The organism is Streptomyces luteogriseus (assembly GCF_014205055.1).
Lineage (GTDB): Bacteria > Actinomycetota > Actinomycetes > Streptomycetales > Streptomycetaceae > Streptomyces > Streptomyces luteogriseus.
Map to the genome: position 1 here is coordinate 6,507,401 of NZ_JACHMS010000001.1, position 14,765 is coordinate 6,522,165.

14 protein-coding genes are annotated in these 14,765 nt (G+C 73.7%); 9 read left to right on the forward strand and 5 right to left on the reverse strand.

Annotation, left to right across the window (positions count from 1 at the left end; translation table 11 throughout):
- The first annotated feature begins 5 nt into the window (after positions 1-5).
- The gene (locus tag BJ965_RS28950) at positions 6-1,163 is read left to right on the forward strand and encodes an acetyl-CoA C-acetyltransferase (RefSeq protein WP_184912524.1); all 1,158 of its coding nucleotides are present in this window, start codon (positions 6-8) and stop codon (positions 1,161-1,163) included.
- Here BJ965_RS28950 and BJ965_RS28955 read toward each other — a convergent pair.
- The 4 genes from BJ965_RS28955 to BJ965_RS28970 are packed head-to-tail and all read right to left on the reverse strand — an operon-like array spanning position 1,147 to position 4,497.
- Complete coding sequence (locus BJ965_RS28955; RefSeq protein ID WP_184912533.1) at positions 1,147-2,199, reverse strand: NAD(P)H-dependent flavin oxidoreductase; 1,053 nt, start codon at positions 2,197-2,199, stop codon at positions 1,147-1,149. The genes BJ965_RS28950 and BJ965_RS28955 overlap by 17 nt on opposite strands.
- Positions 2,196-2,915, reverse strand: coding sequence for a CoA-transferase subunit beta (locus BJ965_RS28960; RefSeq protein WP_184912535.1), 720 nt, complete (start codon positions 2,913-2,915; stop codon positions 2,196-2,198). Before BJ965_RS28960 ends, BJ965_RS28955 begins: the two co-directional genes overlap by 4 nt.
- Entirely contained in the window at positions 2,912-3,748 is an 837-nt protein-coding gene (locus tag BJ965_RS28965) for a CoA transferase subunit A (RefSeq protein WP_184912537.1), read from the reverse strand. The genes BJ965_RS28960 and BJ965_RS28965 overlap by 4 nt, the downstream gene beginning before the upstream one ends.
- Entirely contained in the window at positions 3,745-4,497 is a 753-nt protein-coding gene (locus tag BJ965_RS28970) for an enoyl-CoA hydratase family protein (RefSeq protein ID WP_184912539.1), read from the reverse strand. Before BJ965_RS28970 ends, BJ965_RS28965 begins: the two co-directional genes overlap by 4 nt.
- A 55-nt stretch (positions 4,498-4,552) precedes the next feature.
- On the opposite strand from BJ965_RS28970, the gene BJ965_RS28975 reads away from it, so the two are divergent.
- Entirely contained in the window at positions 4,553-5,311 is a 759-nt protein-coding gene (locus tag BJ965_RS28975) for an SDR family oxidoreductase (protein ID WP_184912542.1), read from the forward strand.
- 66 nt (positions 5,312-5,377) lie between these two features.
- Entirely contained in the window at positions 5,378-6,283 is a 906-nt protein-coding gene (locus tag BJ965_RS28980; protein WP_184912544.1) for an SDR family oxidoreductase, read from the forward strand.
- A gap of 4 nt (positions 6,284-6,287) precedes the next feature.
- On the opposite strand, the gene BJ965_RS28985 is transcribed toward BJ965_RS28980, so the two are convergent.
- The gene (locus BJ965_RS28985; RefSeq protein ID WP_184912546.1) at positions 6,288-7,175 is read right to left on the reverse strand and encodes a hypothetical protein; all 888 of its coding nucleotides are present in this window, start codon (positions 7,173-7,175) and stop codon (positions 6,288-6,290) included.
- A gap of 123 nt (positions 7,176-7,298) precedes the next feature.
- Here BJ965_RS28985 and BJ965_RS28990 point away from each other — a divergent pair, with 123 nt between their 5' ends.
- The 6 genes from BJ965_RS28990 (at position 7,299) to BJ965_RS29015 (ending at position 14,758) form a co-directional block, all read left to right on the forward strand.
- Positions 7,299-7,775 carry a GNAT family N-acetyltransferase gene (locus BJ965_RS28990; protein WP_313667212.1) on the forward strand — a complete coding sequence of 159 codons (477 nt, stop codon included), beginning with the start codon at positions 7,299-7,301 and terminating at the stop codon, positions 7,773-7,775.
- Positions 7,776-7,795: 20 nt separating this feature from the next.
- On the forward strand, positions 7,796-8,146 hold the full coding sequence (locus BJ965_RS28995) for a chorismate mutase (RefSeq protein ID WP_184912551.1): 351 nt from the start codon (positions 7,796-7,798) through the stop codon (positions 8,144-8,146).
- Positions 8,147-8,287: 141 nt separating this feature from the next.
- A complete protein-coding gene (locus BJ965_RS29000; protein ID WP_184912553.1) occupies positions 8,288-8,836 on the forward strand; it encodes a response regulator in 549 nt (182 codons plus the stop codon).
- 67 nt (positions 8,837-8,903) lie between these two features.
- A complete protein-coding gene (pepN, locus tag BJ965_RS29005) occupies positions 8,904-11,387 on the forward strand; it encodes an aminopeptidase N (protein WP_184912555.1) in 2,484 nt (827 codons plus the stop codon).
- Positions 11,388-11,957: 570 nt separating this feature from the next.
- Entirely contained in the window at positions 11,958-13,349 is a 1,392-nt protein-coding gene (locus BJ965_RS29010) for a pyridoxal phosphate-dependent decarboxylase family protein (protein ID WP_184912557.1), read from the forward strand.
- On the forward strand, positions 13,346-14,758 hold the full coding sequence (locus BJ965_RS29015) for a lysine N(6)-hydroxylase/L-ornithine N(5)-oxygenase family protein (RefSeq protein WP_184912560.1): 1,413 nt from the start codon (positions 13,346-13,348) through the stop codon (positions 14,756-14,758). Before BJ965_RS29010 ends, BJ965_RS29015 begins: the two co-directional genes overlap by 4 nt.
- The last annotated feature ends 7 nt before the right edge of the window (positions 14,759-14,765 follow it).

Genomic DNA, 14,765 nt, shown 5'->3' on the forward strand with positions numbered 1-14,765 from the left:
TCGTCATGGCCGAGGCCTACATCGTCGAAGCGGTCCGCACGCCCGTCGGGCGGCGCGGGGGAGGGCTGAGCGCGGTCCACCCCGCCGACCTCGGCGCGCACGTCCTGGCGGAGCTGATGGACCGCTCGGGCGTCGACCCGGCCGCCGTGGAGGACGTCGTCCTCGGCTGCCTGGACGCGGTCGGGCCGCAGGCCGGGGACATCGCGCGGACCTGCTGGCTGGCGGCCGGGCTGCCCGAGGAGGTGCCGGGCGTGACCGTCGACCGGCAGTGCGGCTCCTCGCAGCAGGCCGTGCACTTCGCCGCGCAGGCCGTGCTCTCCGGCACCCAGGACCTGGTGGTCGCGGGCGGGGTGCAGAACATGTCGATGATCCCCATCGCCTTCGCCACCCGGCAGGCCGCCGAACCGCTCGGGCTGACGCAGGGCCCCTTCGCGGGCAGCGCCGGCTGGCGGGCCCGGTACGGCGACAAGCCCGTGAACCAGTTCGTGGGCGCCGAGATGATCGCCGCGAAGTGGGGGATCAGCCGGCGGGACCAGGAGGAGTTCGCCCTGCGCTCCCACCGGCGGGCGGTGCGGGCGATCGACGAGGGGCGCTTCGCCCGCGAGACCGTGCCCTACGGGGAGGTCACCGCCGACGAGGGACCGCGTCGGGACACCTCCCTGGAGAAGATGGCCGGGCTCAAGCCCGTCCTCGACGGCGGCACCGTCACCGCCGCCTGCTCCTCGCAGGTCTCCGACGGGGCGGCCGCGATGCTGCTGGCCTCCGAGCGGGCCGTGCGCGACCACGGGCTCACCCCCCGCGCCCGTGTGCACCACCTCTCGGTGCGCGGCGAGGACCCGATCCGGATGCTCACCGCCCCCATCCCGGCCACCGCCCACGCCCTGAAGAAGACCGGCCTCGGCATCGACGACATCGACCTCGTCGAGATCAACGAGGCCTTCGCCCCCGTCGTCCTGGCCTGGCTGAAGGAGACCGGCGCCGACCCGGACCGGGTCAACGTCAACGGCGGCGCGATCGCCCTCGGGCACCCCCTCGGCGCGACCGGCGTCAAGCTCATGACGACCCTGCTGCACGAACTGGAGCGCACCGGCGGCCGGTTCGGCCTGCAGACCATGTGCGAGGGAGGCGGCCAGGCCAATGTGACGGTCATCGAACGGCTGTGAGCCGCGCCAGCGTCTCCTCGGCCTCCCGCACGATCCGCTCCACCAGCTCCGCGCACGACGGCAGGTCGTCGATCACCCCGGCGACCTGCCCGGAGGCCATCACCCCCAGGTCCGTACGGCCGTCCACCATCGCCGACCTCAGCAGCATCGGCGTGTTCGCGGCGAGCAGCACCTGGCTCCAGGTCAGGTCCTTGCCGTGCCTGAGCGCGAGCCCGTCGCGGACCAGCCGCGGCCAGGTCAGCCCGGACAGCCGCCGGAATCCGGCCGCCGCGCGCACGGCCCGCACCAGCGCCCGGGCCCGGCCGGAGTCCTCCAGGGCGGCTACCAGTTCCGTCCGCAGCATGCGGTGCGGGAGCCCGTCCACGGCCCGGGTCACCGTCACGTCCCGCACGGTCGCCGCGAGGTAGCGCGCCTTCACCGCGTCCGGCACGGTCGAGTCGGAGGTCAGCAGGAACCGCGTGCCCATCGCCACGCCCGCCGCCCCGTAGGCGAGGGCCGCGGCCAGCCCGCGCCCGTCGAAGAAGCCGCCCGCCGCGACGACGGGGATCCGCACCGCGTCCACCACCTGGGGCAGCAGCACGGTCGTGGCCACCTCGCCGGTGTGCCCGCCGCCCTCCGCGCCCTGCACCAGCACCGCGTCCGCGCCCCACGCCTCGACCTTCTCGGCGTGCCGCCGCGCCCCCACGGTCGGCATGACGACCACACCGGCCTCCTTGAGCGTGCCGATCAGCTCCCGGGAGGGGGCGAGGGCGAAGGAGGCGACGCGGACGCCCTCCTCGATCAGGATCCGGACGCGGTCGCCCGCGTCGGCCGCGTCGCCGCGCAGGTTCACCCCGAACGGCGCGCCGGTCCGGGCCTTCACCTCCCGTACGGCCTCGCGCAGCCGGTCCGGCGTCATCGTCGCCGAGGCCAGGATGCCGAGGGCGCCCGCGTTCGCCGAGGCGGAGACCAGACGGGGACCGGCCACCCAGCCCATCCCGGTCTGCACGACCGGATGGCGGACGCCGGTCAGCCGGGTCAGCGCCGTCCCCCTCACGCGGCGACCTCCCGGGCCCGGGCCCCGGCCGGGTCGACGACCTCGCGGATCAGCCGGAGCTCCTCGTCGGTCGGCTCCCTGGTCGCCGGTACTCCTTCCGGCACGGTCAGCTCGAAGCCCGTGGCGTCGATGACCTGCTCGACCGTGACGCCGGGGTGCAGCGAGGCCAGCCGCATCGAGCGGTCGGGCGTGGCGAAGTCGAAGACGCCCAGGTCGGAGACGACCCGCGGGATGCGGTGGTAGCGCGCCCCGTCCGCACGGTCGTAGCCCACCCCGCAGACCATGTCGACCCGCTCGACGAACACCCGCCGGGAGTGCCTCGGGATCCAGTAACTGGTCGGGTTGTTCAGGGTGTTGGCCGGGGCGCCGCGCACCCCGAGCAACTGCCGCTTCGGGAGTTCCCAGTCGCCGATGCAGGAGATGTTCTGGTTGCCGAACCGGTCGATCTGGCTCGCGCCCATCATCACGTGCCGCCGCCCGCCCGTGACCCAGGCCAGATGCTCGCGGTACGGCAGCCAGCCCTCGGGCGTCCCGTCCGGGCGGACGAGCAGGGCCTCGCCGTCGGTCAGCAGCAGGTCCGGCGCGAAGGTGAGCCGGGCCAGCCGGGCGCCGATCGAGGGGATCGGCCCCATGGGGCTCGCCAGCACCTCGCCGTCGCCCCGCCAGGCCTCGGCACAGGCGATCACGCAGTACTCGGCGCGGCTGGGTCCGGTCATGTCGCCTCCCGCGCGGCCGACTGGTACGTCTGCTCGTCCCCGGCGAGGAATCCGGCCTCGAACTCGGGCCAGGGCGTGGTCGCGTACGTCTTCTGGAAGGCCTCGTCACGGCCGTAGTCGGGCGCGCAGGACGTGAAATGCGCTCCGTTCGGCGCCTCGACGACACCGGTGACCGTGTGGCGCCTGATCAGCAGCGTCTGGGGCGGGCCCTGCTTCGTCAGCTCGGCCGTCTCGACGATCCGCTCGCAGCTCACGTACGCCGTGTCGGCCGCCGCGCAGAACAGGTCGTCGAAGTACGGGTCCGGGCCCAGGTACTGCCCGTTGCCCGAGCGGTCGGCGCGGTTGACGTGCACCAGGGCCGCGTCCATGCGCAGGGCGGGCACGGCGACGAACGTCTCCCCGTCCTCGTACGGCGACGTGACCGTCCGCAGGCCGGGGTTGACCCGCATCACGTCCGAGCCGAACCCCGCCCGCACCGGCAGGAACGGCAGCCGGTTCGCCGCCGCGCGCAGGCCCCACAGGAACATCGCCTCGTCGATCTCCGTCAGCTCGAACGCGCCCCGCTCGCGGGCCGCCCGGTAGTGCGGCTCCAGCGGGATCGAGTCGAGGGTGACGAAGGCCGTCACCAGCTTCCGGATCCGCCCGGCCGCGGCCAGCATGCCCACGTCCGGGCCGCCGTACGAGACGACCGTGAGGTCGGTGATCCCCGACCTGAGCAGCGCTCTCACCAGGGCCATCGGCTTGCGGCGCGAGCCCCAGCCGCCGATGCCGAGGGTCATGCCGCTGGACAGCCGGGCCACGGCCTCCTCCGCCGGCATCGTCTTGTCCTTCATCGCGCTCCCTCCCGCCCGAACCGGTCGCGGACCCGCGCGCCCACCCCGCTGAGGCCCGCCTCGTAGGTGAAGCCCTGCTCGAAGCGGTAGCTGCGGCGCACGTCCACGGGGTCGATGCCGTTGAGCGCCGCCTTGGCCAGGCGGAGCAGCCGGCCGTCCTTGGCCGCGATCTCCCGGGCCAGCTCCAGCGCGGCGGCGGGCAGTTCGGCGCGTGGCACCACCCGCCACACCGACCCGTGCGCGTGCAGCTCGGCCGCGCTCGCCGTACGCGCCGTGTAGTACAGCGCCCGCATCAGGTGCTGGGGGACCAGCCGGGCCAGGTGGGTGGCCGCGCCCAGGGCGCCGCGGTCCAGCTCGGGCAGCCCGAACACCGCGTCCTCGCTCGCCACGATCGCGTCCGCGTTGCCCACCAGGCCGACACCGCCGCCCAGGCAGAAGCCCTGCACCGCCGCCACGACCGGCACCTCGCACTCGTAGACCGCCGCGAAGGCCTCCGCGCAGCCTCCGTTCACCCCGCGCAGCGCGCTGTGCTCCCGGTCGTCCGCCTGCAACTCCTTGATGTCCACACCCGCGTTGAACCCGCGCCCCTCGGCGGCCAGCACCACGCACCGCACCTCCGGGTCGCGTCCGGCCGCGCGCACCGCGTCGGCCAGGGCGAACCAGCCCGCCGCCGGCAGGGCGTTCACCGGCGGGAAGTCGACCGTGACGACGGCGATGCCCTTTTCCCCGCACGAGGTGGAGACACCCATGGCCGCATCAGCTACCTTTCCACCAAACGTTTGTTAGGTGGAAAGGTAGCAGCGCATGGAGCTGGACGGGAAGGTCGCCGTCGTCACGGGCGGAACCCGCGGCGTCGGCGCCGGCATCGCGCGCGCCTTCGCGCGGGCGGGCGCCGAGGTCGTGGTCTGCGCCCGCCGTGCCCCGGAAGTCCCGCTGCCCGGCACCGAGTTCATGCCGCTGGACGTCCGGGACCCCGACGCCGTGGGACGCCTGTTCGCCGGCCTGCCCCGGGTGGACGTCCTCGTCAACAACGCGGGCGGCGCACCCCACCGGCTGCTCACCGAGGCCGGACCGGACCGGCACGCGCGCGTGGTGGAGCTCAACCTGCTCGCGCCGCTGACCGTGTCCCTCGCCGCGTACGACCGGCTCCGCTGCGCCCGGGGCTCGATCGTCATGATCGGCAGCGTCAGCGGCGGCCGCCCCTCGCCCGGCACCGCCGCCTACGGCGCCGCCAAGGCGGGCCTGGAGAGCCTCGCCCGCTCCATGGCTGTCGAGTGGGCACCCGACGTCCGGGTCAACACCCTCGTCGTGGGCATGGTCCGCACGGAACGGTCCCACCTCCACTACGGCGACCGGGACGGCATCGACGCCGTCGCACGCACGGTCCCGCTGGGGCGCCTCGCGGAGCCGTCCGACGTGGGTTCCGCCGCGGTGTTCCTGGCGTCCGGCGCCGCCGCCTACATCAGCGGGGCGAGCCTGCTGGTCCACGGGGGCGGGGAGCGTCCGGTGTTCCTGGACGCGGCCACCGCCGGCCGCACATCCGCCGCGGACAAGGAGAACTGACATGAAGCGCCGAGCCGATGACCGGAGAGCTGACATGACCGGAGAGCCGATGACCGGAGAGCCGACATGAGCGGACTCTGCGCGGGCCGGGTCGTGGTCGTGACGGGCGCGGGCCGGGGACTCGGCCGGGCCCACGCCCTGGCGTTCGCGGCCGAAGGTGCCCGGCTCGTCGTCAACGACCTCGGCGTGGGCCTCGACGGCACGCCCGAACCCGACGGCCCCGCCGCCCGGGTCACGGAGGAGATCCGCGCGGCGGGCGGCGAGGCGGTGGCGCACGGCGGCGACATCGCCACCGCCGAGGGCGCCGCCTCGCTCGTCCGCACCGCCCTGGAGACGTACGGCCGGCTCGACACCCTGGTCAACAACGCGGGCTTTCTGCGCGACCGCATGCTGGTCAACCTCGACGAGGACGACTTCGACGCCGTCGTACGCGTCCACCTCAAGGGCCACTTCCTGCCCCTGAGGCACGCGGCCGCGCACTGGCGGTCCGAGGCGAAGGCGGGCCGCCGGCCCGAGGCCCGGATCGTCAACACCAGCAGCGGCGCGGGCCTGCTCGGCTCGGTCGGGCAGGGCAACTACAGCGCCGCCAAGGCCGCGGTCGTCGCCCTGACCCTGGTCGCCGCGGCCGAACTGCGGCGCTACGGCGTCCAGGCCAACGCGATCGCCCCCGCCGCCCGGACCCGGATGACGGAACGCACCTTCGCCGACACCATGACGGCCCCCGACTCCGGATTCGACGTCATGGCCCCGGAGAACGTCTCCCCCCTGGTGGTCTGGCTGGGCTCCCCGGCGAGCGCGGGGGTGACGGGCCGGGTCTTCGAGGCGGAGGGCGGCCGGATCACGGTGATGGAGGGCTGGCGGCCCGGTCCGAGCACGGACAAGGACGGCCGGTGGACCCCGGCCGAGGCGGGGGAGCAGGCCCGCAAACTCCTGTCGGAGGCGGCCGAGCCCCGGCCGGTGTACGGGACCTAGACGTTCACGTGTCGCACTCCAGCACACTCCGGCACAACGCGCACCGCGCCCGGACCCGCCCCCGCACCGGCACCCTGATCCGCTGGTGGCAGGTGGGGCAGGGGAACGACACCCGCAGCCGACCGCCCCCGTCGGGGGAGAACGCGTACCGCACCCCCGGCTGCGGCGGACCCGCCGACGCGTGCCGCCGGTCCCGGGCGTACCGCCGCCGCCCCGCCCACCCCGCCGCGGTCAGCGGCGGCTGCTGCCCGTCCCGGCGGGCCAGCTCCATCCCCTTCACGTACGCCGTGTACGCCTGCGCACTGGTGAACCACACCGACGGGTCCTCCCCGAAGACCAGCGCCCGCTTGGCCAGCACGTACCCGAACTCCTCCGGCGTGAGATACCCCAGCTTCTGCGACGACGCCCCGTCCTCCCGGTACGCGTCCAGCAGCAGCCACCCCGCACCCAGATACGTCGCCGCCGTGTCCGTGAGGATCTCGTTGTCCCGCACGCCCGCGAAGGACAGGTCGAGCCGGTGCAGGTACACGTGCATCACCTCGTGCGCGAGGGCCGCCCCGATGTCCCGCCGATGGTCACGGAACCGGTCGTTCAGCTCCACGAAGTACTCCGGCCCGGCCGCGAGCTCCACGCTCGCCGCGTGCCGCATCTCCCGGAAACCCACGACCAGCCGGGCGTCCGGCAGCCGATAGTGCCGCACCAGCTCGTGCGCCACCCGCTGCGCCCCCAGATACAGATCGTCGGTGTCGCAGAACGCCACGTCGACCGGGAGCACACTGGTCGCGAACGTCCGGACGGTGTCGTACGACAGACGCTTGTACAACGCCGTGACGGCGGCCCGCACCGTCTCCAGATGCGGGTAGCCGTGCTCGACCGGCCCGTCGTTCGCCACGCCTCACCCCCAGACGCCCCTGAACCCGGTTCCACTGTACGAGGACGCACCCCGCAGCGGACGGGTGCCGGCACGGCGAAAACCGGTCGTCACCGCCCGGCACCAGACGGCAGAATCCGGGCCGTGACCAGCGAACAGCACACCGTCGCCACCTCGCTGCGCGTGGGCGGCGAGGACGACGACCTCGAAAAGCGGCTCGACGAGGAACTGACCGCCTTCAACACCGCCGCCGCCGACGGGGCCGTCACCGAGGCCCTCTCCGTCCGCGTCACCGACGAGACCGGCGACCTGGTCGGCGGCCTCACCGCCTGGACCTGGGGCACCCTGTGCTCGGTGGACATGCTCTGGGTCCGCGAGGACCGGCGGCACTCCGGCTGGGGCGGCCGGCTGATGCGCGCGGCGGAGACGGAGGCCGCCCGGCGCGGCTGCACCGACATGATCGTGTCCACGTACAGCTTCCAGGCACCCGCCTTCTACCCGAGACTCGGCTTCCGGGAAAGGGCCCGCATCCGGGGCGTCCCCGGTGGCCACGAGGACATCCACTTCCACAAGCGACTCTCACCGCCGAAGGATGAGACGGCCGGCGGACACCCGGCGTGATCCCCGTAGGCTGACGCCCCATGACCACCAGCAACACCGGTTCCCGCGACGTCGACCCCGCCGTGCGCGCAGAGCTCGCCCGGCTGCGCGACAGCATCGACAACATCGACGCGGCCGTCGTCCACATGCTCGCCGAGCGCTTCAAGGCCACCCAGCAGGTCGGCCACCTCAAGGCCCAGCACCAGCTGCCGCCCGCCGACCCGGCCCGCGAGGCCCGCCAGATCGCCCGGCTGCGCGCGCTCGCCGAGAACGCCAAGCTGGACCCGGCCTTCGCCGAGAAGTTCCTGAACTTCATCGTCGCCGAGGTCATCCGTCACCACGAGCGCATCGCCGACGAGGCGCTCAACGGCACCACCACAAGCGGCAACTGACCCCGCGCGCACCCTCCCGGGGGGAGTGACACGGCGGCCCGCCCGGGGCATGCTGCGCTGTACACAGCATGTCAGCTGACGAGCACTGCGCGTCAGTGTCCCGGACTACTCTGGACCTCCACGAGGGAGGGGCGTCGGGCCATGCCGTCGGATACCAGGATCCTCATCGTCGACGACCACGAGGACACGCTGTACGCGCTGGAGAGCGCCCTGGCCCCGCTGGGCTACCGGCTCGGCCGGGCCACCAGCGGCGACGAGGCACTCAAGCAGGTGCTGCGCGGCCACGTCGGGCTGCTCCTGCTCGACGTGCGCATGCCCGGCGTCAGCGGACTGGAGGTCGTGCGCTACATGCGGCGCGTGGAACAGACCCAGCACATCCCCGTGATCCTGCTCACCGGCTTCGGCGCCGACCACGAACTGACCACCACCGCCTTCGCACTGGGCGTCGCCGACCTCGTCCTGAAGCCCGTGGACCCGTGGGCCCTGCGCACCAAGGTCCGCTACCTCTACGACGCCCACCGGCGCCATCTCGCCCTGGAACGGGAAGTACGCCGCCTGCGCGCCCTCACCGCAGAGCACACCGAGACCGCCGCACACCCCCGCCCCGGCCTGCCGCACCCCGACGCGCGCGTACCGACACAGCGGCCCATGGGGGCGCACGCCGGAGAGCTGGAAAAGGACCGCACGTAGACCGGACATCGGGCACGTACCGATCCGCCTCTGTGCGTTGCCGACGCCATCAGGCAGCATGTCTCGCATGTCCGTACTGACGCGCGACGAAGCGCAGACCCGAGCAGAGCTCCTCGACGTCCACCGCTACACGATCGAACTCGACCTGACCGGCGGAGACGACACCTTCGACTCCCGCACCCTGATCAGGTTCGCTGCCCGCGTGGACGGGGACACCTTCGTCGAGCTCAAGCCCGCCGAGCTGCGCTCCGTCACCCTCGACGGACACCCCCTCGACCCGGAAGCCCTCGACGGCAACCGGCTCGCCCTGCCGCACCTCACCGCCGGCGAGCACGAACTGCGCGTGGACGCACGGATGCGCTACTCCCGCACCGGCGAGGGCATGCACCGCTTCACCGACCCCACCGACGGCGAGACCTACGTCTACACCCAGCTCTTCCTGGACGACGTCCAGCGGGTCTTCGCCGCCTTCGACCAGCCCGACCTGAAAGCCGTCTTCGAACTGTCGGTGAAGGCCCCGCAGGACTGGACCGTCCTCACCAACGGCATCACCGAACAGGCCGACGGCGTATGGAAGGCCGCCCCCACACCGCTCATCTCCACCTACCTCGTCGCCGTCGCCGCCGGCCCCTGGCACTCCGTGCGCACCGAGCACCGCGGCCTGCCCTTCGGCCTGCACTGCCGCCGCTCCCTCGCCCCCCACCTGGACGCCGACGCCGACGAACTCCTCGACATCACACGCGCCTGCTTCGACCGCTACCACGAGAAGTTCGACGAGCCCTACCCGTTCGACTCCTACGACCAGGCCTTCGTCCCCGAGTTCAACGCCGGCGCCATGGAGAACCCGGGCCTGGTCACCTTCCGCGACGAGTTCGTCTACCGCTCCGCCGTCACCGACACCGAACGCCAGACCCGCGCCATGGTCATCGCCCACGAGATGGCCCACATGTGGTTCGGCGACCTCGTCACCCTCAAGTGGTGGGACGACATCTGGCTGAACGAGTCCTTCGCCGAGTACATGGGCTACCAGACCCTCACCGAAGCCACCCGCTTCACCGACACCTGGACCGACTTCGGCGTCACCCGCAAGTCCTGGGGCTACGACGCCGACCAGCGCCCCTCCACCCACCCCGTCGCCCCCGAGGCCGTCGACGACACCGCCTCCGCCCTGCTCAACTTCGACGGCATCTCCTACGCCAAGGGTGCCAGCGCGCTGCGGCAACTGGTCGCCTGGCTCGGCGAGAAGGACTTCCTCGCCGGCATCAACGCCCACTTCGCCCGGCACAGGTTCGCCAACGCCACCCTCGCCGACTTCATCGACAACCTCGCCGGCGCCACCGACCGCGACGTCCACGCCTGGGCCGACGCCTGGCTGCGCACCACCGGCGTCGACACCCTCACCCCGCGCATCACCCCCGGCGAGCACGGCACCTGCGCCCTCACCGTCGACCGCGCCGGCAGCCGCCCGCACCGCGTCGCCGTCGGCCTCTACGACCGGGACCTCGGCGACGACGCCGGCCAGCTCGTCCTGCGTGAACGCCTCCACCTGGACCTCCCGCACTCCGACGCGCACCCCATCGGCAAACGGCCCGCCCTGCTCCTCCTCAACGACGGCGACCTCGGCTACGCCAAGATCCGCTTCGACCCCGAGTCCTTCGAGACCGTCCGCAAGGAGCTGTCCGGCCTGCCCGAACCGCTCGCCCGCGCGGTCGTCTGGAACTCCCTGCGCGACGCCGTCCGCGACGGCGAACTCGCCCCCGGCGCCTACCTGGAGACCGCCCGCACCCACCTCCCGCTGGAGACGGACCTCGCCATCGTCCAGGGCGTCCTCGCCTTCGCCTCCACCTACATCGCCGACCGCTACCTCGCCCCCGAGGAGCGGCCCGCCGCCCTCGCCACCCTCTCCGACCTGTGCCGCGACCTCATCCGCCGCACCGAGGACGGCGACCACCCCGGCCTGCGCCTGATCGCCGTACGCCACCGCATCGCCGTGGCCGCCCACCCCGACACCATCGCCGCCTGGCTCGCCGACGGCACCGTCCCCGGCGGCCCCGAGCTCGACCCCGAGCTGCGCTGGCGCGTCCTCGCCCGGCTCGCCGTCCTCGGCGCGATCGACGAGGCCGCCGTCGCCGCCGAACTGGAACGGGACCCGAGCGCCACCGGCCAGGAGGGCGCCGCCCGCTGTCGGGCCGCCCTGCCCGACCCGGAGGCCAAGGCCCGCGCCTGGGAGGCCATGTTCGGCTCCGACACCCTCTCCAACTACCTCTTCACCGCCACCGCCCGGGGCTTCTGGCAGCCCGAACAGGCCGACCTGGTACGCGAGTACGTCGGGCGCTACTACGCCGACGCGGTCGCCGTCGCCGACCGCCGCGGCCCCGCGATGGCGGAGGCGGCGGGCCGCTGGGCCTTCCCCGCACACGCCGTCGACGCCGACACCCTCCGCCTCGGCGAGGCATGCCTGCGCGACGCCGCCCCCAGCCCCGCGCTCCACCGCAAGCTCGTCGACCAACTGGACGACTTGGCGAGGGCGTTGCGGGTACGCGAGGCGTAGCCCGACGGCGCGCAGGGCCCCGACGGGCGCCCGACTCCACTCGCCGACACGGCGAACCTGCCGCCCCTGCGGGTGTCTGCGACTGCCCCGGGGCCGCTGGGCCGTTGCGGGCGTCAGGTGCTGGCTCGGGGCCGCTGGGTCGCTGCCGGTGTCTGCGACTGACTGGGGGCCGCTGGGCCCCTGCGGGCGTCTGTGACTGATCCGGGTTGCTGGCCCGCTGCGGGCGTCAGGTGCTGGCTCGGGGCCGCTGGGCCGCTGCCGGTGTCTGCGACTGACTGGGGGCCGCTGGGCCCCTGCGGGCGTCTATGACTGATCCGGGTTGCTGGGCCCGCTGCGGGCGTCAGGTGCTGACCCGGGACCGCTGGGCCGCCGCCGGCGTCTGCGACTGACCCGGGGCCACGGCCCCGCCGTGCGTCAGGAGCTGACCCGGGGCCACGGCCCCCGCCGACATCGAGAACCGATCCGGGGCCGGGCGGCCCCGACCGGATTCTCCGTACGGAGGTACCTCCACCCGGGTTGTCTCGTTGAGCTCTCCGGGGCGCGCCGCCCCGCGCCCCGGAGGTCAGCCCCATGAGCACGCCGCCCCTCGCCTCAGGCCACGAAGGCCCCCACGCCCTGCGGCCGTTGCTCGACACCGTCCTCGAAGCGCTGGACACCGGCGCCCGGGCACGAGGCGGACCGCTGCCGGCGGGCGGCCCGGAGGCCGTCGCGGCCCGGATCCGGAAGGCGGTCGGAGACGTCCTCCCCGACCGAGGCGACCCGCACGCCGTGCGCACCCTGGTCCACGCCTTCGCCGAGACCGCCGCAGACCCCGCCCACCCCCTGTGCGCCGCCCACCTCCACTGCCCCCCGCTCGCCGTCGCCGCGGCCGCCGACCTCGCCGCCTGCGCCCTCAACCCGTCGATGGACTCCTGGGACCAAGCGCCGGGGGCGTCCGAACTGGAGAGGCTGGTCGCCGGAGCACTGGCCCGCGAGATCCACGCAACCGGCACCCCCGATGCCCTCGTCACCACCGGCGGCACCGAATCCAACCAGCTCGCCCTGCTCCTCGCCCGAGAGGCCCACGGCGGCTCCGTCCGGCTCGTGTGCGGGGCCAACGCCCACCACTCGCTGCCCCGCGCCGCCTGGCTGCTCGGACTGCCCGATCCCGTCGTCGTACCCGCCCCGGGCGGGACCCTCGACCCCCGAGCGCTCGACGACGCCCTCACCCGCCTGAGCGGCCCGCTGCTCGTCGCCGCCACCGCCGGCACCACCGACGCCGGACTCATCGACCCGCTGCCCGAGATCGCCGCCCACTGCGCGGCCCACGGCGCCCGGCTGCACGTGGACGCCGCCTACGGCGGAGGCCTCCTCTTCAGCGACCGGCACCGCACCCGCCTCACCGGGCTCGACGCCGCCGACACCGTAACCCTCGACCTGCACAAACTCGGCTGGCAGCCCGTCGCCGCAGGCCTCCTCGCCGTCCGGGACGGCCGCGACCTCACCGCCCTGCGGCAACGCGCCGACTACCTCAACGCCGACGACGACACCGAGGCCGGCCTGCCCGACCTCCTCGGCCGGTCCCTGCGCACCACCCGCCGCCCCGACGTCCTCAAAATCGCCGTCACCCTCAAAACCCTCGGACGCGGCGGCCTCGGCGCGCTCGTCGACCAAGTCTGCGCCCACGCACGGCAGTTCGCCGCCCTCGTCGACGAACACCCCGCCTTCGAACTGCACGCCCCGCCCGTCATCAGCACCGTGCTGTTCCGCCCCACCGACGCCACCGACCCCACCGTGGCCGCCGTACGCCGCGCGCTGCTCACCGACGGCTCCGCCGTCCTCGGCCGCGCCCGCCTCGACGGCCGGCTCTGGCTCAAGGCCACCCTGCTCAACCCCGCCACCGGGCCCGACGACCTGGCCGCCCTGCTGCACCTCGCGGCAGCGAGCCGAGCCACCCTCGTGGAAGGACACACCCCCCGATGAACCCCGCCCCGACCCCCGAACCCGACGCCCCCCGCGACCTCGTCGGCATCGGCATCGGCCCCGCCAACCTCTCCCTCGCCGCGCTCGCCCACCCGCTCGACGACCTCGACACCGTCTTCTACGACCAGCGCCCCGCCTTCGGCTGGCACCCCGGCCTGCTCATCGAAGGCGCCACCATCCAGGTCCCCTTCCTCGCCGACCTGGTGACCCTCGCCGACCCCACCAGCCCCTGGACCTTCCTCAACTACCTCAGGTCCCGCGAGCGGCTGTTCCCCTTCTACTTCGCCGAGCGCTTCCACATCCACCGCGCCGAATACGACGCCTACTGCCGCTGGGTCTGCGAGAACCTCCCCGGCCTGCACTTCGGCCACCAGGTCGACGCCGTCCGCTGGAACCCCGAACGCGACGTCTTCGAGGTCGACTTCACCCAGCTCGACACCGACGGCGAAGCCGAGGCCCTCGGCCGCACCTACACCCGCAACGTCGTCCTCGGCATCGGCACCGAGCCCCACGTCCCCGACGCCCTCAAGCCCCTCGTCGAGGCCCCCGGCGTGCCCGTCGTGCACGCCGCCGACTACCTCGACCACCGCGCCGCGCTCCTCGCCGCCGAGCACGTCACCGTCGTGGGCATCGGACAGTCCGGCGCCGAGATCTTCCTCGACCTGCTCCGCAACAGGCCCCCCGGACGCGAGAAACTGCACTGGCTCGGCCGCACCGAGGCCTTCGCCCCCATGGAGTACTCCAAGCTCGGCCTGGAGCACTTCACCCCCGACCACACCCGCTACTTCCACGCCCTGCCCGAATCCACCCGCGACCGGCTCGTCGAGGGCCAGTGGCAACTGCACAAGGGCATCGACGCCGCCACCATCGCCGCCGTGCACGACGAGCTCTACCGCCGCACCCTGCACGGCGGCTGGCCCGACGCCGTCCTCACCCCCGGCGTCCGCGTCCGCACCGCCGGCCGGATCGCCACCACCAAAGTCGAACTGCACCTGGAACACACCCTCCAGGACAGCCGCTCCCGCCTCACCACCGACGCCGTCGTCCTCGCCACCGGCTACCGCGAGCGCCCCCTCGACCGGATCCTCGCCGGCCTCGACCCCTACATGCGCCGCGACCACCAGGAGCGGCCCCGCATCGACGAGGACCACCGGCTCGTCCTCGACCCGTCCGTCACCGGCACGGTGTACGTCCAGAACGCCGAGACCCACACCCACGGCGTCGGCGCCCCCGACCTCGGCCTCACCGCCTGGCGCAGCGCGATCATCCTCAACTCCCAGACGGGCAGGGAGGCCTACGCACTCCCCAGCCGCACCGCCTTCACCACCTTCGGCCTCACCCAGCGCCGGCACGTCCCGCCGCCCCGTGAGGCACCGGCACTGACCCCGCTGGTCGACGACCGAAGGTGACGAAGCC

Excerpts from the sequence above, each read along its gene's own strand:
- BJ965_RS29000 (WP_184912553.1), top strand. The coding sequence starts at position 8,288 with ATGCCGTCGGATACCAGGATCCTCATCGTCGACGACCACGAGGACACG.
- BJ965_RS28960 (WP_184912535.1), bottom strand. The coding sequence starts at position 2,915 with ATGACCGGACCCAGCCGCGCCGAGTACTGCGTGATCGCCTGTGCCGAG.
- BJ965_RS28965 (WP_184912537.1), bottom strand. The coding sequence starts at position 3,748 with ATGAAGGACAAGACGATGCCGGCGGAGGAGGCCGTGGCCCGGCTGTCC.
- BJ965_RS28950 (WP_184912524.1), top strand. The coding sequence starts at position 6 with ATGGCCGAGGCCTACATCGTCGAAGCGGTCCGCACGCCCGTCGGGCGG.
- BJ965_RS28975 (WP_184912542.1), top strand. The coding sequence starts at position 4,553 with ATGGAGCTGGACGGGAAGGTCGCCGTCGTCACGGGCGGAACCCGCGGC.
- BJ965_RS29010 (WP_184912557.1), top strand. The coding sequence starts at position 11,958 with ATGAGCACGCCGCCCCTCGCCTCAGGCCACGAAGGCCCCCACGCCCTG.
- BJ965_RS29015 (WP_184912560.1), top strand. The coding sequence starts at position 13,346 with ATGAACCCCGCCCCGACCCCCGAACCCGACGCCCCCCGCGACCTCGTC.
- BJ965_RS28970 (WP_184912539.1), bottom strand. The coding sequence starts at position 4,497 with ATGGGTGTCTCCACCTCGTGCGGGGAAAAGGGCATCGCCGTCGTCACG.
- pepN (WP_184912555.1), top strand. The coding sequence starts at position 8,904 with ATGTCCGTACTGACGCGCGACGAAGCGCAGACCCGAGCAGAGCTCCTC.
- BJ965_RS28980 (WP_184912544.1), top strand. The coding sequence starts at position 5,378 with ATGAGCGGACTCTGCGCGGGCCGGGTCGTGGTCGTGACGGGCGCGGGC.
- BJ965_RS28995 (WP_184912551.1), top strand. The coding sequence starts at position 7,796 with ATGACCACCAGCAACACCGGTTCCCGCGACGTCGACCCCGCCGTGCGC.